The following is a 21,767-nucleotide window of genomic DNA, read 5'->3' as shown; positions in this document are numbered from 1 at the left end:
AGCGCGGCCTCAACTTAAGTCATGGATGTTCGTGGTCTTTTTGGCGACGTGCCGGCCGGTGCCGCGCCTGCACGATTTCTGCCATGACACAGACAACAGCAGCCGTCCGGGCCGTCGGGCTGGCCAAGCGATACGGAACGGCTGATTCCCAGGTGGTCGCGCTCGCCGGCGTCGATGTGGAGTTCCGCCGGGGGGAGTTCACCGCGATCATGGGGCCGTCCGGCTCCGGCAAGTCGACGCTGATGCACTGCGTCGCGGGCCTCGACCAGGCCGACGAGGGCACGGTGTGGATCGGGGACACCGAGGTGACCGGGCTGCGCGACGACGCCCTGACCAGTCTTCGCCGTGACCGGGTCGGGTTCGTCTTCCAGGCGTTCAACCTGCTCCCCACGCTGACCGCCCTGGAGAACATCACGCTGCCCTTCGACCTCGCCGGCCGCAAGCCCGACCGCGAGACGATGGACAAGGTCATCGCGGCCCTGAATCTGCAGAACCGCCTCGACCACCGCCCCAGCCAGCTCTCCGGCGGCCAGCAGCAGCGGGTGGCCTGCGCCCGCGCGCTGGTCACCCGGCCCGAGGTGGTGTTCGCCGACGAGCCGACCGGAGCGCTGGACTCCGCCGCCTCCGCCGAGCTGCTCGGCTTCCTGCGCCGCAGTGTCGACGACCTCGGCCAGACGGTGGCGATGGTGACCCACGAGCCGAGCGCCGCCGCCTTCGCGGACCGGGTGCTGTTCCTCAAGGACGGCCACATCGTCGACGAGATCTACGCACCGACCGCGGACAGTGTGCTGGAGCGCATGAAGTCCTTCGAGAAGGCTGCCGCCTGATGTTCAAGACCATGCTGCGCGACCTGCTCGGCCACAAGGGCCGCGTGGTGATGACGCTCATCGCCATCGCGCTCGGTGTGACCGCGACGGTCGGAAGCTGGGTGGTGAGCGACTCGATCGCCACCACCCTCGCGGGCCGGGAGACCCGCAAGGATGTCGGGGTCTCGGTGCAGAGCCCCGGCAAGGACCCGGTGCTGACGACCGCGGACCGCGACCGGCTGGCCACGACACCCGGCGTCGCGCGCGCCGAAGGCGTGATCGTCGGGCGGGCCGGACTGGTCGGCCGCGACGACAAGTTCGTCAAGACGACCACCGTCCTGGACCGGGCGGGCACGAACTGGAGCAACGACAAACGCTTCACGGTGGAGTCGGGCAAGCCCCCGGCCGGTCCGGGGCAGGTCGCGCTCAACAAGTCCGACGCCGACAAGGCCGGCATCAAGGTGGGCGACACCACCCGCGTCCTGCTGGCCGGCGGGCGTACGGACAGCGCCAAGGTGACCGCGCTGTACGAGTACAACCGGCTCGGCCCGGAGACCACCCAGGACTCCAACGAGGCGTCCGACGCGGTGCCGGTGGTCGCCTACGACACGAAGACCGCCGAGCAGCTGCTCGGCAAGCGCTTCCACCGCATCGAGCTGACCGCGGCGGCCGGCGCGGGCGCCGGCGCCGTCAAGGAGGCCGTGCGCAAGGCCGTCCCCACCGACTACCACGTCGAGACGGGCAGTGCCCTGGCGGAGGCCGCGGTGCGGCAGTCGGACGACGAGGCGCAGGAACTGCGCATGACGATGCTGCCGTTCGCGGCGGTCGCGCTGCTGGTCGGCGGGTTCGTCATCGCCAACACCTTCACCATGCTCGTCAGTCAGCGCACCCGGCAGTTCGCGCTGCTCAGGGCCGTCGGCGCGCGCAAGCGTCAGGTGCGGTCCGGGATCATCGTCGAGGCCGTCGCACTGGGCCTGGCGGGCGGCACCATCGGCACGCTGGCCGGTGTGGCGCTGGGCCCGTCGATGATCTCGGTGATGCGGCCCGGAGGTGACGTCGACTTCACCGTCAGCCCGGTGGCCGTCCTGCTCGGGTACGGGGTCGCCCTGCTGGTGACCGTACTGGCCGCGTACAGCTCCGCGCGGCGTGCCGCGGCCGTACCGCCGGTCGCCGCGCTGCGCACCGACGCGATCGTGCCGCGGGAGACCAAGCGGCTGCGGGTCCTGCTGGGCCTCGGCTTCGTGGCCGTCGGCGCGGTCATGGTCGTCGCCACCGCGGACCCGAGCTCGTCCAACGCGGCGCGCATCATCGGCCTGGTGGGAGCGGTCCTCGGCGTGGCCGGCATGATCATGCTGGCGCCGTTCTTCGCCGAGGTCGTCCTCAAGCCGGTGGCCCGGCTGCTCGGCGTGCGCTCCCGGCCCGCGGTCCGGCTCGGGCTGCGCAACGCGGCGGGCGACCCGCGCCGCACCGCCGGCACGGCGACCGCCATCACCGTCGGGCTGGCCCTGGTCTGCTCGTTCGCCACCCTCAGCGCCTCGTTCTCCGCGCTGATCGCCTCGACGACGCGGGCCAACGTGCCCACGACGACCACGGTGCTGCAGTCCGCCGCCGGCGGCCAGTCCTCGCTCACCCCCGCCGAGGCCACCCGGGTCGGCACGCTGCCGGGCGTCTCCCAGGTGGCGGGCAGCCGGGACGTGCTGGTCGGGCTGACGTACAAGGGCGGCAAGACCGAGCGGCGGATCTCCGCGATCGAGCCGGCCGGCCTCAAGGGCGTGCTGACACCGAACATCACCGCGGGCAGTGCCGACCTGACGCGGGGCGTGGTCATCTCGCAGAACCAGGCCGACATGATGGACCTGGGCATGAACGACCGGATCACCCTGCACCTGGACGCCAGGACCTCGGTCACCCAGACCGTGGTGGGCATCTACGACGCGACGGAGCTGCAGGCCAGCATCTTCCTGGACGTCGCCAAGGCGCCCGAGGCGCTGCGCAAGCAGATCACCACGCTGTACGCCTCCGGGCCCGACCCGGAGAAGGCGCGGGCCAGCATCAAGTCGGCCTTCCGGGAGCGCCCGGACGTGCTCATAGGCAACCGTGAGACGCTCGTCGAGCAGGGCGTCGAGCAGCAGTCGCTGGCCTTCACGCTGATGTACGCGATGTTCGGCGTCGCCATCCTGATCGCCGTGTTCGGTGTCGTGAACACGCTGGTGCTCTCGGTCATGGAGCGCACCCGGGAGATCGGGGTGATCCGGGCGGTGGGCGCCTCGCGGCTGCTGGTCCGCCGGACGATCCGGGTGGAGAGCATCGTGATCTCGCTCTTCGGGGCGCTGCTCGGAGTCGTGGTGGGGGTGCCTGCCGGGGCCGTCATGCAGCACGCCATGTTCGGGCAGCGGCTGTGGGACTTCTCGGTGCCCGCCGGGATCATCGCGCTGGCGCTGGCCGGTATCGCCGTCGCGGCCGTCCTGGCCGCGATGTGGCCGGCCCGCCGGGCGGCTCGTACGAACATGCTGGCGGCGATCGCCAGCGAGTGACCGTGCCGGGCGGCGGCCCGGTACGGCGGCCGGTTCGGTGGTCGATGACCATCGGACCGGCCGGTCTCGTTGTTCCGTGGGGGGCCGTCGGCCGACGGCGGGGGCACCGGGTAGGCGGCGCGGGAAGCAGGGTGTCGTGCCGGCAGCAGAGGCAACGCCCGCGGGCTCCTGCCGGGGGCGGCGGTGTCAGGAACCGCCGCCCCAGACACGGCCGTTGCCGATGGGCGGGACTTCACCCACCTCGCAGGCCGGGTCGGTGCCGCGCGGCAGAACCGTCACGCTCTCCCCCGCGGACAGGCGGAGCGACAGCAGCCCGGGTTCGGGAGTCCGTGCCCGCGCGGTGCGCCGTTCCTCGCCCGGGGCGCCGATGAGAACGTCCACGTCACCGGTGATGCCGTGACGCAGCCGCAGGAGGCGGTCCGATGTGCTGTGTACGCGCGCCCATCGCGTACGGCCATCACGGCGCGCGGCGTCCACGGCGAAGGCGCCCGACACGCGCAGGCCCGCCACACAGGCGTCGGGCCCGAGTGCGGACGCAGCGGGGAACACCTCGACCACGCCTGCGTCTTCTCGGACGAGGAGGTCGACCAGCGTTCGGCCCGCGGCGAACGGTGCTGCTTCCCGCAGGGAAGCGGCGTGCGCGTAGAGGGTGTTGGGCAGCAGCGCCGCCCCCTGGGCCGCGGTGTCGTCCTGTGGCCCGCCGCCGGTGAGGTGACGCAGGTGGGCCACCGCCCGGCGCGGGTCGTGAAGAGCCGAGGCCAGGGCGGCGGCCAGCGCGTACGAGCCCGCGTGCCACGCTTCGCGCATCCCCGCCCAGTGGTCGAAGCTGCGCCGCATGACCTCGCGGTCCGCGGGCCTCGACCAGGACATCTCCCCGAGGGGCCACAGCCACAGCAGGTGCGCGGCTTCCGGGTCGGAGCGGGTGAGGGCGCGGCCCTGTCCGAGCATGACGCCGTGCGCGTCGCGGTGGTAGGGCGCGAGGCGGGCGGCGATCTCCCGCCACCTGCCCAGCCGTTCGTCGTCGGCGCCCAGTTCCCGGGTTGTGCGTACGAGGGTCTTCGCGGCCCAGCGCAGCAGGGCGAGGTCGTATGTGCAGTCGACGACGTCCGCCTGCCCTGGTGAGTGCGTCAGGGGGAGGTGGAGCCGGCCGTCGGCGCCCTCGACGAGGAAACCGGCGCAGAAGTCGACGGCGCGGCGCAGGGCGGGGTGGAGCAGGTCCCGGAGGATGCGCAGGTCGCCGGTGTGCCGGTGGACGTCCCACAGGAGGGGCGCGCCGGCGGCCAGCACCGGGTGGGGGGCGCGGCCCGCCTTCGAGCCGACGCCGGGCAGGGCGGTGACCAGATGGTCCTGGGCGGGCGAGGCCCCGTCGGCGGGTGGTGGTTCGAAGGCCGGGCCGAGGCCCAGGTGGTGGGCGGGATGCAGGAGCGCGGGGGCGTGCGTCAGACCGCGTACGGCGGGGTCGGTGAGCGATGCGGCCGAGTACATCTGTATCCAGTGGAACCGCTGCAACGTCCGGTCGGGGAGGGAGACGAAGCTGCGCCGGTAGAAGGCATGCCACCACCTGCGGTGCGCGGTGACCACCTCGTCCGGGCCGGAGGCCAGAGCGCGGCGCACAGTGGTGTCGCCGGCAGCTGATGCCTCTCCGAGAGAGAGCGCGGCAGTCGTTGAACGTCCGGCTGATCGACGCCGATCCCAGGAGAGACTTTCTGGCGTCGAGTTGCTGCTGTCCGCACTGAATTCAGGGCCGCGCTCGCCGCCTTGTGCGGACGTGCGGATGTACAGCGGTCCCTTGTCGGCGGCGACGAGGGCGGTGAAGGCGATGCTGCCGCGGGTGGTGGTGAGCGTCCCGGTCAGTTCGGCGTTCCACAGGTCGAGGGTGCAGCGCAGGCCGGTGAGCTGACCGTCCGGTATGAGGTCGAGGTGGGCCGTTTGCCGCGTACGGGATGCGCCCTGGCCCGAGAGGGTGAAGCGCAGTGCACGGCCGCCGTCGGCGGAATGGACGGAGACGGCGAGCCGGCCGTTTCCGAGGAACGGCGCGGCGCGCGGGAGTTCCGGCGTCGTCGTCCATTCCATTTGGGCGTCGCGTACCGCGTTTTCGTACGGGTCCGCGGCAGCCGCCGGTACCACCGCGTCGGGTTCGCCGGGTGGCCGGGCGGCCAGGGTGCTGCTGGAGGCGACCGCGACGCCCGCCGAGGTCCGCAGGAATGAGCGTCTGCCGAATCCGGCGTTCACGGTTCGCGGCCTCCCGGGTTCAGACGGCGTACGGACACCCGGGGCGGGCGAAAGCGGGGCCGGGCCGTGTTCCGCCCGGCCCCGCACGGTGCGGGCCGTCCGCGACCGCGCCGTGTCCGCGCACCGTTTCCGGTGCCGGAAGAAGAAGCCGAGAAGGGGCATCGGTTCTTCTCGGCCGCACGAACGTAACAGCGGCGCCCCGAGCCGTCACCGCCCTTAAGTTCCGGCCGAAAAACGCTTCGCCCACGCCCGTCCGGCACACGCCCACCCGGCACACACTCGTCCGGCACACGCCCGAAAGCCCTTCGGCGTGCGAACGGCCGGTGGCACGCAACGAAAGTGGTAGGCGATCGAATCCGTTCGTCGGATGTGGCAGGCCTGGCTCTTTTTCTACTGTCGTAGACGTCAACACACCGACAGGGAGACCCCATGATTACCCTCAGCGGGCTGACCAAGCGTTACGGAGGCGTCACCGCGGTCGAGGATCTGCAGCTGGAGATCAAGCCCGGGCAGGTCACCGGATTCCTCGGGCCCAACGGCGCCGGCAAGTCCACGACGATGCGGATGATCCTCGGCCTGGACCGCCCGACCGCGGGGAAGGCCCTGGTCAACGGCAAGCCCTACGAAGAGCTTCGGTATCCGACGCGGGAGGTCGGCGCGCTCCTGGAGGCCAAGGCGCTGCACCCCGGGCGCAGTGCGCGCAAGCACCTGCTGGCGATGGCGCGCAGCAACGGCATACCGGGCCGTCGGGTCGGCGAGGTGCTGGAGGCAGTCGGCCTGTCCTCCGTCGCCGAGCGCAAGGTCGGGTTGTTCTCCCTCGGCATGGGGCAGCGCCTCGGGATCGCCGGCGCGCTGCTGGGCGACCCCGGTGTGCTGATCTTCGACGAGCCGGTGAACGGACTCGACCCCGACGGGGTGCGCTGGGTCCGCCAGATCGCCCGCTCGCTCGCCGAGGAGGGCCGGACGGTGTTCATCTCCAGCCATCTGATGAGCGAGATGCAGCAGACGGCCGATCAGCTCGTCATCATCGGCAAGGGCAAGCTCATCGCGGACGAGCCGATGGAGCAGCTCATCCGGCGCAGCTCGCTCGGCACGGTCCGGGTGCGGATACCGGAGCGGCACAGCCTGGAGGAGCTGGAGCGGAGGATAGCCGCCGCCGGTTTCAGCGCGGAGCGGCTGGACGGCGACGGGCTCTCGGTGCGCGGAGCGACCGCCGAGCGGATCGGCGACCTCGCCCACGAGGCCGGCGCGCGGCTGCACGAACTCCGCGTCCAGGCGCCCTCGCTGGAGGAGGCGTACATGGAACTGACCGCATCGAGCGTCGAGTACGGCACACACCAGCACACTCAGCAGACGGGGCAGGGCGACTCATGAGCAACAAGACCGTTGATTCCTCGACCGATCCGACGGCCGGGCCCGCCGCCCGGCCATCCTCCGGGGCGCCCATACCCTCCCGGTCGGGCGCCACCGGCGGCGGCCGGGGCGGACTGGTGGGTGCCGTGGCCGCGGAGTGGACCAAGCTCTGGACGGTGCGTTCCACGTGGGTGGCGCTCGCCTCGACGGCGGCGTTGATCATCGCGTACACGGTCATCGCGGGCGGCGCCGCCCGGTCCGCACCCGCCGACGGGTCCGCGGGCGGGCTGCCGACCGCGCCGCTGGACAACCTCGGCACGGGCGTCGCCTTCATGGGCCAGTTCGGCATTCTGGCGCTGGCCACGATGGTGATAGCGACCGAGTACTCGACCGGCAGCATCCGCTCCACGCTGCTGTGGATACCGGTCCGTTGGCGGATGCTGCTGGCGAAGTGCCTGGTGCTCTTCCCGGTGCTCTTCGTCACGGGCGTGGTGCTCACTCCGGTGGGGCTCGGGACCGCCGTGGCCGCGCTCGGTGACGCGGCGCAGCCGGTGGCCGTCGAGGACGCCGTGGGCCAGGCGTTCGCGGTCGGGGGCTATCTCGGGGCGCTCGGGGTCATCGTCGTCGGTATCGGCGCGGCCGTGCGCAGTGTGGCCGGCACCCTCACCGTGGGCTTCCTGCTGATGCTGGTGCTTCCGATGACGATGCAGTCCACGTCCGTGGAATTCCTCTCCAAGGCCGCCGACTACCTTCCCGGACCGGCCGGGATGAACCTGATGGGGGTCGCCGAGAACGACGCGTACGGGACCGCGACCGCGGTCGGACTGCTGGCGCTGTGGGCCGTGGTCGCCAACATGGCCGGGTACTTCGTCCTCCGTTCGCGGGACGCCTGAGCAGCCGCGAAGCAGCGGCCGGATGCGTCGGGAAGCAGTCGGGAAGCGGCGGCGGGATATCCGCTCATTCAGCGGTGGCGAAAAGATACTGGCAATCTGGCTCGCGGCGCGGCCGGGGCCGCCGTACGGGGGATCGGGGCAGGTGAACCGGCACTGACAGGCAACAGGGGCTGCGCTAGCCTCTGTTGCCCGTGAGCCGTCCCCTGCCTTTAGTGGAGATGCCATGCTGCCATCTGGGCCCGGAACTTCCGAAAAAGCGGCCCGCCTTCCGGACAAGGAAGTGGCGGAACTGTATGCGTGGCTGAACGATATGCGCCAAAAGAATCCCGCCGGTTACGACGAATCCATCCGGGCCTGGCAGATATTCGGTTACGACGAGGCGCAGCGGGTGCTCTCGGACCCGTCCTTTTCCGCGGACATGCATGCGGCGCGGCAGGCTGCCGGGGTGGAGACGACAATCCCCCCGGTCATCGAGCGGCTCACGCGGGCGAGCTTCTTCACCATGGATCCGCCGACGCACAAGAAGTACCGGGGTCTGGTCAGCCAGGCGTTCTCCCGGCGTCTGGTGAACCGGCTGGAGCCGCGGGTCGAGGAGATCGCCGGGGGCATCCTGGACGAGTTGCGGGGGCGGGAGAGCTTCGACCTGCTCGACCGGTTCGCCTATCCGCTGCCGATGATCGTGCTGTGCGAGCTGCTCGGGATACCGCACGACGACCGCCGCGCCTTCCAGAGCTGGGCGGGCGTGCTCACCAGTCCCGAGCAGGTGGTGGCCGGTCCGGGCGGGGCCGAGCAGCTCGGCCCCCCACTGGAGGAACTGGAGGCCTACCTGGGCGAGTTGGTGCGCAGACGCCGGGCCGAACCGGCGGCGGACCTGCTCAGCAGACTGGTCACCGTGGAGGTCGACGGGGACCGGCTGACGGACGAGGACGTGGTCAGCCTCGCCGCGGTGATGCTGCTGGCCGGGCACAACACGACGACCATGCTGCTCGCCAACCTGGTCGTCTGCCTGGACGAGCACCCGGAGGCGGCCGCCGAGCTGCGCGCCGACCGGACGCTGATCCCGTCGGCCCTGGAGGAGGTCTTCCGCTATCGGGGGCCGCTGCCCCGGGCGCTGCGGCTGACCACGGTCGAGTCGCGGATCGGCGAGCACACGGTGCCGGCCGGGCAGCCGGTCGCGGTGTGGACGGCGTCGGCCAACTGGGACGAGCGGCACTTCCCGCACCCGGAGCGCTTCGACATCCGCCGCTCCCCCAACCGGCACCTCGGCTTCGGCCACGGTATGCACTTCTGCCTCGGCGCGCCGCTGGCGCGCGTGGTCGCCGAGGTCGCCACGAACCTGCTGCTGGACCGCTGCGCGGATCTGTCCGTACAGCGTGAAGCGCCCCTCCAGTACCGGGCGCCGCGGGTGAACCTCGCGCCGGACGCGCTTCCCGTCCGCGTCCGCTGGGCCTGAACGCCCACACGAACCGGGCCGCGGCCGGGCCCGAATCACCGGCATGAAACCAAGGGTCGTAAATCCAAGGGTCGTAAATCCAAGGGTCATAGATCCAAGGCCGCGACCGATCCGTAGCCAGGACCACAACCCGGCCCCCAGCCAGGCCCATGACCGGGCCCGGGCCCGCCCCCCAGGCCCCAGCCCCCCAGCCCCCCGGCCCCCCACCCCCAGGACCTCCCCCGGCACCCGACTCACCCCCGCCCCAGCCCGCCCCGCCTCGTATACGGAGGACGAAGAACCGTGTCCTATCTCGGGTACCCGCGGCTGAACTTCGCGGGCACCGTCCAGACCGACGTGGCCACGGCCAACAACGCACCGCAGTACTTCGACAACGACCTCTTCGAGCCGCGCTTCCAATGGCGGATGAACATGCCGGACGTCAACGGCCTGTGGAATCCGCGCGGTCCGGGGACGTTGCGGCTGGTCGACGTCACCGTGACCAGCGTCTGCCGCCCGGACGGCACCCTGGTCACCGACCCGCGCCAGGACCCGGTGGTCGGCGGCCGGCTGGTCGACGACGACCTGCGTACGAACGCCAAGATGGTCGATCTGGACCCGGCCAACCAGATGGTTCCGGAGATCTACGGCTGGCGGCCCCGGCTGCTGGACAAGGACGGCCGGGAACTTTTGCGGGGCGACTTCCTGCCGTCGGCGGTCGAGGACCTGTGGCCGCGGGCCGACCTGCCGTCCGGCCGCCCCGACATGTCGGGCACCTATCAGTCCGTACTGACCGGGCTGGCCTGGGCGCCGCGTACGGGCTCGCCGCTGCTGGACGCGCTGCGCGGGCTCACGCAGGAGGACATGCTGTCGGTCAAGCTCACGATGGACGCCGTCGAGGACGGGGTCGAGCACTGGCCGGACACCATCACGCTCGGCCGCGTCACGGGCTCCCTCGGGCCGTACTTCACGGGTGAGCCGAAGCGTTTTCTCGCCGGCCGCAGGCTGCGCAAGCCCGCCGCCGGAGGCCGGCTGAACCACGCGCCCTGCCGGGTGGACGAGAAGTCCGCGACGGTCTTCGTCGACCTCGGCAACAGCATCCGGGCGGTCGGGCGCGGCGGTCCGCCGGAGGATGTCGGGCCGCTGCGGCTGGCCGTGCTCGACGCGGACGGCAAGGCGGAGGCCCTGGCCCCGCTGCGGGGGCTGGACAAGGGCTTCCAGGAACGCGGCGCGGGCATCGCGACGGCGCGGCTCACCCGTACGCAGCTGGACCTGGTCTCCCGCCGCCGTCTGGCGCTGGTCGACGCCGCGCCGCAGCCGGCCGTCCTGCTGGCCGAGAACGCCGACGCGACCTGGGTGCACGCCGACGGTTTCGTCTTCCGGCTGCATCCGGAAGGCCCGGCGGAGTCCGCCTCGACCACCTTGTACGCCACCCGCTACGGGAAACCGGCGGCGGGGCTGCGCCTGGCGCTGGACGCCGGGAAGGCGCCGCAGCCGGTCGTCTTTCCCGCCGAGGCCGTGACGGACGCCGCCGGCCGGGCGCGGGTGACGTTCACCGGCAAGGACCCGGGCAGCCCCCGCGAGCACCTCGACGGGGTGACCGCGGAGATCTCGTACGGCCCGCTGCACCGTCCCGGTGATCCCGACGGCACGGTCAGCGTCCGGGTCTTCGACGTGTACCGGGCGCCGCGGCGGCCCACGTGGATCAGCGATGTGCAGCCGCTGTTCCAGACGTACGCGAACCTCTTCCCCGTCATGCGGGACATCCTCGACCTCGGCGACTACCGCCACGTGCTGCGGCACCGGACGTACATCCGACGGACCCTGCTGGCCCCCGTGGACTCGCCGAACCACATGCCGGTGACCAGGGATCTGTCCCCAGGAAAGCGAGACATGATCGTGCGTTGGCTGGACTCCTCCCCCGAGCCGCCGCTGCTGGAGATCACCACACCCGCCGGGCTGCGGGAGATCCTCCAGCAGGCGATGCTCGTGGAGCTGGCGACCGTTCCGCCGTACCTGGCGGCGCTGCTGTCCATCAAACCGGGCCGCAACGCGAAGATCGCGTCGCTGATCCGGGCCGTGGTGCTGGAGGAGATGCAGCACATGGCGCAGGTGTGCAACCTGCTCAACGCGGTCGGCGGGGCGCCGCGGATCGGGCGGCCCGGCGCGGTGCCGACGTATCCGGGGAAACTGCCCGCCGCCGTACTGCCCGATCTGGAGGTACGGCTGCGCAGACTGTCGCTGGAGCACGTCCGGGACGTCTTCATGGCGATCGAGCAGCCGCAGCACCCGATGGTGGACGGCAAGCCGTTCAAGGGCCATGTCATCTCGCCCGACAGTGTGCGGGTCAGCCGCAGCGGCGAGGTGCGGTCGGTGGACGACGCGGCCGTGGCGACCCTGGAGACCTGGTTCACCAAGGCGGAGTACGAGCCGCAGACCATCGCCTGGCTCTACAACCGTATCGCCCGCGCCATCGTCGAACTGGACGCCGAGGGTGACCTGTTCACCGGCGATCCGGCCCGCCAGGTGGGCTGGCCGGACGCCCCCGGGACCCTCTACAAGGTCACCGACAAGCGCTCCGCGCTGCTGGCCGTCCACCAGATCGTGGAGCAGGGCGAAGGCAGCCCGCACGACCTCGACGGCAACGGCCTGGGCGATCCGGGCGAACTGGGCCACTACTACATGTTCCAGGAGATCGTGGAGGGCCGGCAGCTCAAGCGCGACAGCTCCGGCAAGTGGGCCTTCGACGGGCCGGCGATCCCCTTCGACCCTGACGGCGTGTACCCCATGGTCGACGACCCGGACACCTACCGGCTGCCCGCGGACTCGCTGGGGCGCCGCGAGTCGCTGCGCTGCGACACCTCGTACACCAACCTCCTCAAGGGCCTTGACCGTGTCTTCAACGGCCATCCCGAGGAGATGGACAACACCGTCGGCCTGATGTTCCAGGTGCAGGTGGAGGCCAGGAAGCTGCTGGCGGTGCCCTCCTCCCCGGGGGCGAAGACCGTGCTCGGCCCCGCCTTCCAGTCGCCCGGCGTCGATCTCGGGCAGTAGCCGCCCCGCCCCGCCCCCGACAACCGGGACACCCCCGAACTTCCAGCAGAAGGAGACACCGTGAGCCCCCTCCCCTCAGCGCAGGCCCTCCACCGTGAGCACCCGGGGGGCGGCGACATGCTCCGCCTCCACTGCAACGAGCATCCCTACGGACCGCCGCCCGGGGTGATCGCCTCGGTCACCAAGGAGCTGGAGGCCCGGTGCGCCACGTATCCGGACAGCGGCGCCGGTGCGCTGCGCGAGCGGATCGCCCGGCGCCACGGCGTCACACCGGACATGGTGGCGGTGGGCAACGGCGCGGACGAGCTGGTGCTGCTGGTCACGCTGGCGTGCGTAGGGCCCGAGGACACCGTGGTCGTCACCGAGGGCACCTTCCCCGGGTACGCCACGTCGGCGGGCGTGGCCAGGGCCACGGTGCGCACCGTGCCGCTGAGCGGCGACCGGGTGCCCGCTGCGGGCGTCCAGGAGGCGCTGGAGGACGGCGCCGCGCTGGCCTTCGTGTGCAACCCGCACAACCCGACCGGTACGGTGCTCGCCCCCGCCGCGGTCGAGGAGATCCTGACGACCGCGGAACGCGGCGGTGCGATACCGGTGTTCGACGAGGCGTACATGGAGTTCGCCGGGCCCGATTTCGAGCACGCGATGCACGCGGTGCGGGACGGCCGCCGGCTGCTGGTGCTGCGTACGTTCTCCAAGGCGTGGGGGCTGGCGTCCCTGCGGGCCGGGTACGTCGTCGGTCCGGCCGACCTGATCGCGGACATCCAGCGGGCGCGGCAGGCGCTGCCGTTCAACGTGAACCGGCTGGCCCAGCAGGCGGCCGTGGCCGCGCTGGACAGCGAGGACCACATCGAGGAGACCAGGGCCCGGGTCGCCGCGGCGCGGGAGCGGCTGTGCCGGGGGCTGTCCCGGCTCGGTGTGGAGTTCGTGCCGTCGGTGACCAACTTCGTGCTGGTCGAGGTGGGCGGGGACAGTGCCGCGTTCGCGGCGCGGCTGGCCGACGAGCACGGCATCCTCGTCCGTGATCTGACGCTGTTCGGGCTGCCGGGCCGGATTCGGGTCACGGTGGGCACCCCGGAACAGATGGATCGTTTCTGCGAAGCGGTCGCCGCGGTGCTCGGCGTGCCCCGCGCGCCCGCCGGGCTGGGCAACGGCCTCGGCGCCGCGCGCGGCGCCCTCACCGTCCCCACCCTCGACCCCATCGCCCCGCAGACCCTCTTCAACGGCTATATCGGCTCCAACGTCGTCTTCGCGCTCACCCGGCTCGGCGTGTGGGAGCACCTGACGGACGGCACCCGGCCGCTGGACGCGCTCGTCACGGCCACCGGGGCCGAGCCCGCCCGGCTGCTGGCGATGCTGCGGACCACCGCGCTGCTCGGGTACACGGAGATCACCGACGACGCCGCGCACCGCGTCTCGCTGACCGCGGCGGGCCGCGACCTGGTCCGCCACAAGGGCTTCTTCACCTGGGGTGTCGGCGGCTACAACGACCTGCTGCGCGGCATGCCGGCGCTGGCCCTGGGCAGCTCGGTCTTCGAGGGCGACATCGACCGGGACGGCAAGATGGTCGCCGTCGGGTCGGGCGAGGTGGGCCGGGAGATGATGCTGCCGCTGGAGGCGGAGCTGCTGGCCTCGGTGCCGTTCGAGCGGGTCGCCGACCTCGGCTGCGGCGACGCCACCCGGCTGCTGCGGCTGTGCGGCCAGGACGCGGGCCGCCGCGGTACCGGCATCGAGATCAACGAGGCGGCCTGCGCCCAGGCGGCCAAGCGGGTCGGCGAGGCCGGGCTCGCCGACCGTATCGAGATCGTCCACGGCGACGTGCTGAACTTCGCCGACCGCGTCTTCCCCGGTGTCGACCTGGTGGCCAGCTTCCTGATGATGCACGACCTGTTCGAGGCCACGGGCGATCCGGTGGGGGTCATGCGGACGCTGCGCCGGGTGTTCCCGGACGCCGAGCGCTTCCTGATCGGGGACACCGTCGCGCAGGAGTGGCCGGAGCTGCGGGCCCCGCTGCCCGTCTTCTCCGTGGGCTTCGAGCTCGTCCACGCGTTCATGGACACGCCCATCATGAACCGTGCGACGTACGAGGACGCGTTCGCCGGGGCCGGACTGAAGATCGCCCGGCGGGAGCCGCTGGGCGCGCCGTCCACCTGGCTGTGGCTGCTCACCGCCGAGTGAGCAGCCGTACCGGACGGAGGCGGGGTGGCCGCACGGACGGCCGCCCCGCCTCCGCCTGCCCGAGCCCAGGAGCGGGCCGGGGCGGCGGTCTACCGGGACACGTCGGGGTAGGCGGCGATCGCACGGATCTCGACGAGGAGTCCCGGGCTGGCGAGGCCACCGACCCCGATGATCGTCCAGGTCGGGTAGGGCGCCGCGACGAGGCGTCGCTTGGTCTCACCGAAGCCGGGCAGGTGCTGGTGGATGTCGACGTGGTAACTGGTGACGTCGACGAGGGAGGACAGATCGAGGCCTTCCAGCCGGAGGATCTCCTCGATCTTCCGGATGGCGATCTCGCTCTGCTCCTCGATGGTGTCCGGGATGGTTCCGTCGGCGCGGCGTCCGATCGTTCCCGCGATGAACAGGAGGCCGTGCGCGCGGACCGCGGCGGAATAGCCGAAGTCCGCGAAGGCGCTGGTGGTGCGCCCGAAGACCGGGTTGCCTTCGGGGACGTCGACGGTGTGGATGGTCATTGCGGCGCTTCCTTGTCCTGGTCGGCCCTGTCTTTGCCGGCCGGTCTCGACCGGCCTGGTCCCTGCCGTCGGCGTCGTGGCGTCAATCGCCCCAGCGGGACGAACGGCAGGCGTGTTCCATCCGGGTCCGGCCGAAGGTCTCGCGCTCGCGCAGGAATTCGCCGGGGATCGCGTACCGGGGTGCGTTCTTCGGGTGCTTCGCGGCCTGCGCGACGATCGCGTCGGTGAGCGAGCGGATCATCTCCAGCCGTGGATACGCGGTGTGCACGGCGTCGGCCTGCTCGTCGGTGACGCCGTCGAGGTGATCGGTGCCCAGCGGGCCGCCGAAGTCGAGGGCGACGCCTTCGCGGACGAGCACGCACAGCGTGCCGCGGCGTTCGGCGATGCCGGGCGAGGTGTGCAGGGCGATGGCCTGCCAGACCTGCTCGGCGTCCGCCTCGGAAGATCCGCGCTCGACGAGGAACGCGGCGGCCCGGTCGGCGCCTTCGACCTCGAACCGCTGTCGGTGCGGGCCGTCCGACGCCACACCGAGGTCGTGCATCGCGCACGCGGCGAACAGCAGGTCGTCGTCGTAGTCGTCGCCCGCGGCCAGGGCGAGGCGGGCCGCCACCAGTCGGGCGAACAGATAGGTACGGATGCTGTGGTTGAACACGGACGGCGTCTGCACCGGCCGGACGAGGTTCACGACGGCGTCGGCAAGCGGTGTGCCCGGCAGCGTGAGCAGGCCGGGGGCCGCCCCGCGAGGAGGTGTGGTCATGTCTTCAGCCTGGTCGCACTGCCCTGACCTGGCGAGAGGCAAAATTTCCTGCCTTCGTTAGGATATTGCCATGGCAGTGCATCGAGTGGCGGTCCTGGCGCTGGACGGGGTCACCCCGCTCGACCTGGCGATCCCGGCGCAGATCTTCAACGCCCGGCCGGAGACCCACTACGAGACGACCGTGTGCGCGCTCGACGCGAAGGTGGCCACCACCGCGGGCTTCGCCCTGGTCACCGACGGGGGCCTGGAGCAGGTGCGCGCCGCCGACACCGTGATCGTGCCGGGGTACGAGCCGCTGCTCCGGCCGCCGCAGGCCCTGCTCGACGTCCTGGCCGAGGCCCGCGACCGGGGCCGGCGAGTGGTGTCGATCTGCACGGGGGCCTTCGTGCTGGCCGCGGCGGGCGTGCTGGACGGGCTGCACGCCACGACCCACTGGAGGCACCTCGACGACCTCGAACGGGACTTCCCGGCCGTCACGGTCGACCGCGACGTGCTCTACGTCGACGAGGGAGACGTCCTCACCTCGGCCGGGGTGTGCTGCGGCATCGACCTGTGCCTGCACATCGTCCGCCGCGACCTGGGCGCGGTGGTGGCCAACCAGATCGCCCGCGGTCTGGTGGCCGCCCCGCATCGCGACGGCGGGCAGGCCCAGTACGTACCGGCCCCGGTCGCGGTGGCCGGTCAGGCATCGCTCTCCGCCACCCGGGGATGGGCCCTGCACCGGCTCGGCGAGCCGCTCACGCTGCGCGTACTGGCCCGGCACGCCGGTCTCTCGCAGCGCACCTTCATGCGCCGGTTCACGGAGGAGACGGGCACCACCCCGTTGCAGTGGCTGCTCAACGCCCGCCTCGGCAAGGCGCGGGAACTGCTGGAGACCACGGACCACCCGGTCGACCGGGTGGCACGCGACTGCGGGCTGGGCACGGCCGCCAACCTGCGCCTGCACTTCCGGCGCGCACTCGACACCACCCCCACCGCCTACCGCCGCACCTTCGAGCGCTCGACGCCGCGCTAGGAACGGAAGAACTCCAGCACCGACTTGTTCACCGCTTCCGGGTTCTCCAGGTAGCCGTAGTGCCCGGCGTCCGGGATCACTTCGAAGGTCGCGCCCGGGACGGCCGCCGCCAGTTCCTCGCCGGCCCGCGGTGGGGTGATCAGGTCGTCGGCGAAGGAGATGACGTGGCAGGGCACGGTGATGCCCGCGTAGGCGGCGCGGCGGTCGGGCATCGGGTCCAGGCCGAGCTGTGCGCCCTTGCCCGCTTCGTCGGGCCGGGCCAGCTCCAGCAGGTCCAGCCAGTCCACGACGGCCTGTTCGTCGTCGAGGGTGCGCGGTGACAGGCACTGCATGGCCAGGACGACGGCCTCGTAGCCCGGCGGCAGCGCGGTGCCCGACGCGTGGAGTTCGCGTTCGGCCTCGGCCAGGCGGCGGCGCAGGGCGTCGGTACGGGCGCGGCTGGCCATGAAGACGGCCTGGCGCACCAGGTCGGGGCGGGCCAGGGCGAGTTCCTGGGCCGCGTAGGCGCCCATGGAGGTGCCCAGGACGCGGAACGGGCCCAGCCGCAGCTTCCCGGCCAGGCCGATCACGTCGGCCACCAGGTCCTCGACGGTGAAACCCGCCGCGCACACGTCGGTGGGCGGGATGCCGCGGTTGTCGAAGGTGACGACACGGTGTCCGGCCGCGACGAGGGCCGGCACCTGGTGCATGTGCCAGGCCCGGCCGCTGCTGCCGGACCCCATGATCATGATGACGGGATCGCCCGAGCCGGTGTCCTCGTAGCTCAGGCGTATCCCGTTGACGGTGCCGGTCGGCATGGTGCTCCTCTTCTTCCCCGCCCGGGTCTGCGCCGGACGGTTCCTCCCCGTGCGGGGCCCGGCCGGTGGGTCGGCCGGGCCCCCGCACGGAGCCTAATCCCGGGTCAGCACCTGGGTGCGCAGGGCCGGTGAGGCGAGGATCTCCCGTGGGGTGAAACGTTCGGGCACCCAGGTGCCGCGGGAGAAGAGCCGGGTCTGGTCGGTGTGGTGGGGCGAGGTGGGGTCGGTGGACTGGCCGTACGCCAGCAGGGTCGAGGCGCGCGGCGGTCCGCCCCGGGGGAACTCGGTGACCTGGAGGAAGCTGGAGCCCGAGTGGACGTCCGTGGGGCCGGCCGCGGGGTCCCAGACCGGGGTGACGACATTGAGGACGCCGAGCTGGTGGGGTGCGCCGGGTACGGGGATGCGTTCGCCGGCCCTGGTGACGCTCTGGTGGGAGCCCAGGGGCGCGTCCAAGGGGATGCCCGCTGCCTTCAGTTCGGCGGCGGCGTCCCCGAAGGCGCGCTGCACGGCCGCGTTCCCGGTGGCGAGGGTGCGCGGGGTGTGTACGGGGTCCTTCGGGACGAAGGGGGTCAGCCAGGGGCCGCCCGCCACCGCGGCGGCCTTCAGGACGAACCGCTCGAAGAGCAGGGAGCCGCGGCTGTCGAGGGTGTAGCGGCCGTCCCAGCGGGCCAGGGCCCGGCAGGCGGACGCCACGTCGACCGGCCCGTCGGCGGACGGGGCACGTCCGCCGGGGAAGGCGCGGCACATCGTCGCCGTGTCGTCGGCGGCCAGTGCGGCGACGCGGCTGTGCTGGGTGAAGAGGGTCCGCGCCATGGTGTCGCGGGTGAAGCCGCGGCCGGGCAGCCCGTCCGTGCCTGCCAGGCGGCGCTGTGCGGCCAGGATGTTCTGCTGGGTACGGAACGAGCGCGGGGTGCCGGTGTCGCCGACGCCGCGCGGGTAGCCGGTCAGCGGCGCGGCGGGGTTGGCGAGCCAGGGGCTGTCGTTCGCGCTGGTGACGTAGTCGGTGCGGGAGAGCGCGGGCAGCCGGTGCGGGCCGAGGAGCCCGGGGGCCACGGCGTCGGCGTCGGTGCCCCAGGCGCAGTCGCCGCGCCCGCCGTCCAGGATGGACACCCCGCTCATCCGGAAGATCTGTTCGCCCATCGGGGTGCTGCACCGCGCGGCCAGGTCGTCGGTGACGTGCGGGACGACCTGGAGGTCGGCGTACAGGGCCGTGCCCCGTCGGTCGGTGGCGACGGTGTTGACCCACGGCACGCCGAGGGAGTGGGACAGGACGCGCCGGACGTCGCCGGTGTCCCGGGAGCGTCCCAGGCCCATCCAGGTGCTCAGGGCGCGCAGGTTCCCGGCGTTGGCGTCCCGGACGGTGTAGGCGGTCCTGCCCCAGGGCAGCGGTACGCCGCCGGGTCCGGCGCTGATCACGGGTCCGTAGCGGGTGTCCCACAGGGTGCGGGTGACCGTGCCGAGCGTGCCGTCGGGGTTGCGGACGCGGACGCTGACCCGGTGGCTGGTCATCTCCTCCGGCTTGCCGTCGACCAGGTACCTGGTCGGGTGGCCGGGGACGAGGGGGACCTCGTACAGGCCGTAGGTGGCCGCGGTGGAGACGGTGTGGCTCCAGGCGACCTGATCGTTGTGCCCGATCATGACGGCGGGTATGCCGAGCAGTCCGGCGCCGGAGACGTCGAGTTCGCCGGGGATGGTCAGCTGGCTCTGCCAGAAGCGGCGCGGTCCCTGCCAGGGGTAGTGCGGGTTGGCGAGCAGGACGCTGCCTCCGGTGGCGGTGCCGCGGGAGCCGGCACCGATGGCGTTGCTGCCCAGTTCGCCGTCGCCGCGGGCGGCGCGGACGGCGGCGGCCAGCTTGTCGGCGGTGCCGGCGGGGAGGGCGGTGGTCGCGGCGGGTGCGGTGCGCGCGGCGGGGCTCCCGGCGCGCGCCGCGGCCGGCTGCTTCCCGGAGTCCGCCGCGGGCGGCCGGGCCTTGGTGATGCCGTCCATGACGCCGCCCGTGCCGACGACGGTGGCGATCGCGTGCAGGTGGCGGTAGACGTCGAGTTCGGTGATGGGCCGCACCCATGCCTTGCCGCGGCAGGCGGGGTCGGAGATGCCGTCCTTGCCGGTCTCGCGCAGGTAGCGGTTGTAGCCCTGCACGTAGCCGCGGACCATCCGGACGGCCTTCGGGTCGGGGCCGTTCGGCGGCGCCTGGCGCAGGAGCCGTTCGACGGTGCCGCTCTCCTTGGTCCGCTGGAAGTACAGGTCGCTGCTGAGGCTGTCGCCCGCCACGCCGAGCCCGGGGTTGGCCGGGGTCTTGGGGCCGAGGTGTCGCGAGCGTTCGCCGTTGACGGTCAGATACGTCTCGGCGAGGACGCAGAGGTTGTCCTTGGCGGCCGCGTAGCCGTAGCCGAGGCCGAGGTTGGTGTAGTTGCCCGCGGTGATGTGCGGGACGCCGTACTCGGTGTACCGGATGACGCTGCGCGGGTCCTGGTGGGCCTGTGCGGTGGCGGCGGGCAGGGTGCTGAGCCCCACCAGCGTGGTCCCGGCCGCCAGCGAGGCCAGGGCCCTGCGCAGCCTGCGGGACAGCCGGGTCACGCGTGACATGCGATGCGTACCTTTCCGTGGTGCTCGGGAATCCGGTGGGCGGGCGCGGTCAGGAGGCCGCCGCCTCCATGGCCGCCACCAGGCTCTTGGGGCGCATGTCGGTCCAGTTCTCGTTGACGTAGTCCAGGGCGGACTGCCGGTCGGTCTCCTTGAGGGCGACCTGCCAGCCGGCGGGCACGTCGACGAACGACGGCCACAGCGAGTGCTGGCCTTCGTCGTTGACGAGCACCAGGTACGTGCCGTCGGCGTCCTCGAAGGGGTTCGTGCTCATGTGCGGTTCTCCTCGGGTCGGGCCGCGGGTCACACGACTTCGCGGCGGGTGTCCTCGTAGCGCTCCAGTCCCGCCGGGTCCGGCTCGAAGCGGACGGGCAGGCTGCTGAAGCCGGTCAGGAAGTTGGAGTGGATGCGCCGCGGTTCGCCGGTGACCTCGAAGCCGGTGGTGAACTCGCGCAGCGCGGAGAGCAGTTCGCAGACCTCGACGCGGGCCAGGTGGGCGCCGAGGCAGAAGTGCGGGCCGTAGCCGAAGGTCATGTGCTTGTTGGGCGAGCGGTCCAGGGCGAAGGTGTACGGGTCGTCGAAGACGCTCTCGTCGCGGTTGCCGGAGGAGTGCCAGAGGGTGACCGGCTCCCCCGCCGTGATCCGGACGCCGGCCAGGTCGGTGTCGGCGCGGCAGGTGCGGCCGAAGTGCATGGCGGGTGTGGCCCAGCGCAGCACCTCCTCGGCGGCGGTGCCCAGCGCCACGTCGCCGTCGCGCAGCATCCGCCACTGCCCGGGGTGGCGGGAGAGCGTCCGGACCGAGTCGATCATGGACAGCCGGCTGGTCTCGTCGCCGCCGATGATCAGGCTGTAGCAGTTGAGGACCATCTCGTCCTCGGTCAGCCGCTGTCCGTCGATCTCGCCGCCGGCCAGCACGCTGATCACGTCGTCGGCGGGCGACTTGCGGCGCTCGGCGACCAGCTCGCCGAAATACAGCAGGATCTCGTTGCGCGCCATCAGCGCGTCGAGTTCGTCGACGCCCTCCGCGTCGGAGCTGAGGGCCTCTTTCGTCAGGGTGAGCAGGAATTCGCGGTCGGCGGCCGGTACGCCGAGGAGGTCGGCGATGGTGCCCATCGGAATGCGGCCGGCGATGTCCGCCGCGAAATCGCAGCTGCCCCGCTCGGCGGCCTCCGCGACCAGCGCGCGGGTATTGGCCCGTACCCGTTCGCCGATACGGTCCAGGGCACGCGGCGAGAATGCCTTCAGCATGATTTTGCGCAGTTCGCGGTGGCGGTGGCCGTCGGTGACCGCGAGCATCTGACCGGCCGCCGAGTCGCCGCCGGCGAGCAGCGTGACCAGCAGGTTTCCGCCTTCGGAGGTGAAGTGGGCGGGGTCGCGGTAGACGGACAGGATGTCGGCGTGCCGGCTCACCACCCAGAATCCGGGCTGTCCGTCCCGCTCGGGGTGCCAGTGGACCGGGCTCTGGGCCCGGAGTTCTTTCCAGTAGCCGGTCAGATCCTGGCGGTGAAAGGTCTGCGGATCGGCCAGGTTCACTTCGGCGATTGCGTCCGTCATACCGCGGATTACCTCGTTCGTCATGGATATGGGGTTGTTCCGTCGGCGGCCGACGCACCGAAGCTAGCAT

The 21,767-nt window shown here is 72.0% G+C and carries 15 protein-coding genes; 8 read left to right on the top strand and 7 right to left on the bottom strand.

From position 1 onward, the window contains the following. Positions 1-83 precede the first annotated feature (83 nt). Together ACFV57_RS24985 and ACFV57_RS24980 are read left to right on the top strand one after the other, a co-directional pair. Positions 84-827: an ABC transporter ATP-binding protein gene (locus tag ACFV57_RS24985; protein ID WP_385236396.1), complete on the top strand. Its 744-nt coding sequence runs from the start codon at positions 84-86 to the stop codon at positions 825-827. Beyond that, the gene (locus ACFV57_RS24980; RefSeq protein ID WP_385236393.1) at positions 827-3,340 is read left to right on the top strand and encodes an ABC transporter permease; all 2,514 of its coding nucleotides are present in this window, start codon (positions 827-829) and stop codon (positions 3,338-3,340) included. The genes ACFV57_RS24985 and ACFV57_RS24980 overlap by 1 nt, the downstream gene beginning before the upstream one ends. Positions 3,341-3,526: 186 nt before the next feature. On the opposite strand, the gene ACFV57_RS24975 is transcribed toward ACFV57_RS24980, so the two are convergent. After that, positions 3,527-5,572, bottom strand: coding sequence for a hypothetical protein (locus ACFV57_RS24975; RefSeq protein ID WP_385236390.1), 2,046 nt, complete (start codon positions 5,570-5,572; stop codon positions 3,527-3,529). A gap of 429 nt (positions 5,573-6,001) precedes the next feature. Between ACFV57_RS24975 and ACFV57_RS24970 the strand changes: the two genes are divergently transcribed. The 5 genes from ACFV57_RS24970 (at position 6,002) to hisC (ending at position 14,479) form a co-directional block, all read left to right on the top strand. Continuing rightward, complete coding sequence (locus ACFV57_RS24970) at positions 6,002-6,946, top strand: ABC transporter ATP-binding protein (protein ID WP_385236387.1); 945 nt, start codon at positions 6,002-6,004, stop codon at positions 6,944-6,946. Beyond that, positions 6,943-7,818 carry a hypothetical protein gene (locus ACFV57_RS24965; RefSeq protein ID WP_385236384.1) on the top strand — a complete coding sequence of 292 codons (876 nt, stop codon included), beginning with the start codon at positions 6,943-6,945 and terminating at the stop codon, positions 7,816-7,818. The genes ACFV57_RS24970 and ACFV57_RS24965 overlap by 4 nt, the downstream gene beginning before the upstream one ends. Positions 7,819-8,128: 310 nt before the next feature. Beyond that, a complete protein-coding gene (locus ACFV57_RS24960) occupies positions 8,129-9,271 on the top strand; it encodes a cytochrome P450 (protein ID WP_385236381.1) in 1,143 nt (380 codons plus the stop codon). A 282-nt stretch (positions 9,272-9,553) separates the two neighbouring features. Further along, a complete protein-coding gene (locus ACFV57_RS24955; RefSeq protein WP_385236378.1) occupies positions 9,554-12,304 on the top strand; it encodes a ferritin-like domain-containing protein in 2,751 nt (916 codons plus the stop codon). Between the two features lie 60 nt (positions 12,305-12,364). Beyond that, a complete protein-coding gene (gene hisC, locus ACFV57_RS24950; RefSeq protein WP_385236375.1) occupies positions 12,365-14,479 on the top strand; it encodes a histidinol-phosphate transaminase in 2,115 nt (704 codons plus the stop codon). 89 nt (positions 14,480-14,568) lie between these two features. Here hisC and ACFV57_RS24945 read toward each other — a convergent pair whose 3' ends face one another. Both ACFV57_RS24945 and ACFV57_RS24940 read right to left on the bottom strand, forming a co-directional pair. Beyond that, entirely contained in the window at positions 14,569-14,991 is a 423-nt protein-coding gene (locus tag ACFV57_RS24945; protein ID WP_385236372.1) for a RidA family protein, read from the bottom strand. Positions 14,992-15,073: 82 nt separating this feature from the next. Continuing rightward, positions 15,074-15,748, bottom strand: a complete 675-nt coding sequence (locus ACFV57_RS24940; protein ID WP_385236370.1) for an HD domain-containing protein — start codon at positions 15,746-15,748, stop codon at positions 15,074-15,076. A 70-nt stretch (positions 15,749-15,818) separates the two neighbouring features. Between ACFV57_RS24940 and ACFV57_RS24935 the strand changes: the two genes are divergently transcribed. Continuing rightward, positions 15,819-16,763 (top strand): GlxA family transcriptional regulator, encoded by a 945-nt coding sequence (locus ACFV57_RS24935; RefSeq protein WP_385236367.1) that lies wholly within the window; start codon positions 15,819-15,821, stop codon positions 16,761-16,763. On the opposite strand, the gene ACFV57_RS24930 is transcribed toward ACFV57_RS24935, so the two are convergent. The 4 genes from ACFV57_RS24930 to ACFV57_RS24915 form a co-directional block, all read right to left on the bottom strand. Then, positions 16,760-17,560, bottom strand: coding sequence for an alpha/beta fold hydrolase (locus ACFV57_RS24930; RefSeq protein ID WP_385236364.1), 801 nt, complete (start codon positions 17,558-17,560; stop codon positions 16,760-16,762). The two genes, ACFV57_RS24935 and ACFV57_RS24930, sit on opposite strands and share 4 nt — an antisense overlap. Before the next feature lie 93 nt (positions 17,561-17,653). Further along, a complete protein-coding gene (locus ACFV57_RS24925; RefSeq protein ID WP_385236361.1) occupies positions 17,654-20,146 on the bottom strand; it encodes a penicillin acylase family protein in 2,493 nt (830 codons plus the stop codon). 49 nt (positions 20,147-20,195) lie between these two features. Then, positions 20,196-20,417 carry an MbtH family protein gene (locus tag ACFV57_RS24920; protein ID WP_385236358.1) on the bottom strand — a complete coding sequence of 74 codons (222 nt, stop codon included), beginning with the start codon at positions 20,415-20,417 and terminating at the stop codon, positions 20,196-20,198. Between the two features lie 29 nt (positions 20,418-20,446). Next, a complete protein-coding gene (locus ACFV57_RS24915; RefSeq protein WP_385236356.1) occupies positions 20,447-21,697 on the bottom strand; it encodes a cytochrome P450 in 1,251 nt (416 codons plus the stop codon). Positions 21,698-21,767: the final 70 nt, after the last annotated feature.

Source organism: Streptomyces sp. NPDC059788 (assembly GCF_042732265.1).
Lineage (GTDB): Bacteria > Actinomycetota > Actinomycetes > Streptomycetales > Streptomycetaceae > Streptomyces.
The sequence above is the reverse complement of the archived record's forward strand: the minus strand, read 5'-3'. Positions and strand labels throughout refer to the sequence as shown.

Coding starts and splice junctions, on each gene's coding strand:
- ACFV57_RS24940 (WP_385236370.1), bottom strand. CDS start 15,748: ATGACCACACCTCCTCGCGGGGCGGCCCCCGGCCTGCTCACGCTGCCG.
- ACFV57_RS24930 (WP_385236364.1), bottom strand. CDS start 17,560: ATGCCGACCGGCACCGTCAACGGGATACGCCTGAGCTACGAGGACACC.
- ACFV57_RS24935 (WP_385236367.1), top strand. CDS start 15,819: ATGGCAGTGCATCGAGTGGCGGTCCTGGCGCTGGACGGGGTCACCCCG.
- ACFV57_RS24925 (WP_385236361.1), bottom strand. CDS start 20,146: ATGTCACGCGTGACCCGGCTGTCCCGCAGGCTGCGCAGGGCCCTGGCC.
- ACFV57_RS24985 (WP_385236396.1), top strand. CDS start 84: ATGACACAGACAACAGCAGCCGTCCGGGCCGTCGGGCTGGCCAAGCGA.
- ACFV57_RS24970 (WP_385236387.1), top strand. CDS start 6,002: ATGATTACCCTCAGCGGGCTGACCAAGCGTTACGGAGGCGTCACCGCG.
- ACFV57_RS24960 (WP_385236381.1), top strand. CDS start 8,129: ATGCGCCAAAAGAATCCCGCCGGTTACGACGAATCCATCCGGGCCTGG.
- ACFV57_RS24920 (WP_385236358.1), bottom strand. CDS start 20,417: ATGAGCACGAACCCCTTCGAGGACGCCGACGGCACGTACCTGGTGCTC.
- ACFV57_RS24965 (WP_385236384.1), top strand. CDS start 6,943: ATGAGCAACAAGACCGTTGATTCCTCGACCGATCCGACGGCCGGGCCC.
- ACFV57_RS24945 (WP_385236372.1), bottom strand. CDS start 14,991: ATGACCATCCACACCGTCGACGTCCCCGAAGGCAACCCGGTCTTCGGG.
- ACFV57_RS24915 (WP_385236356.1), bottom strand. CDS start 21,697: ATGACGGACGCAATCGCCGAAGTGAACCTGGCCGATCCGCAGACCTTT.
- ACFV57_RS24980 (WP_385236393.1), top strand. CDS start 827: ATGTTCAAGACCATGCTGCGCGACCTGCTCGGCCACAAGGGCCGCGTG.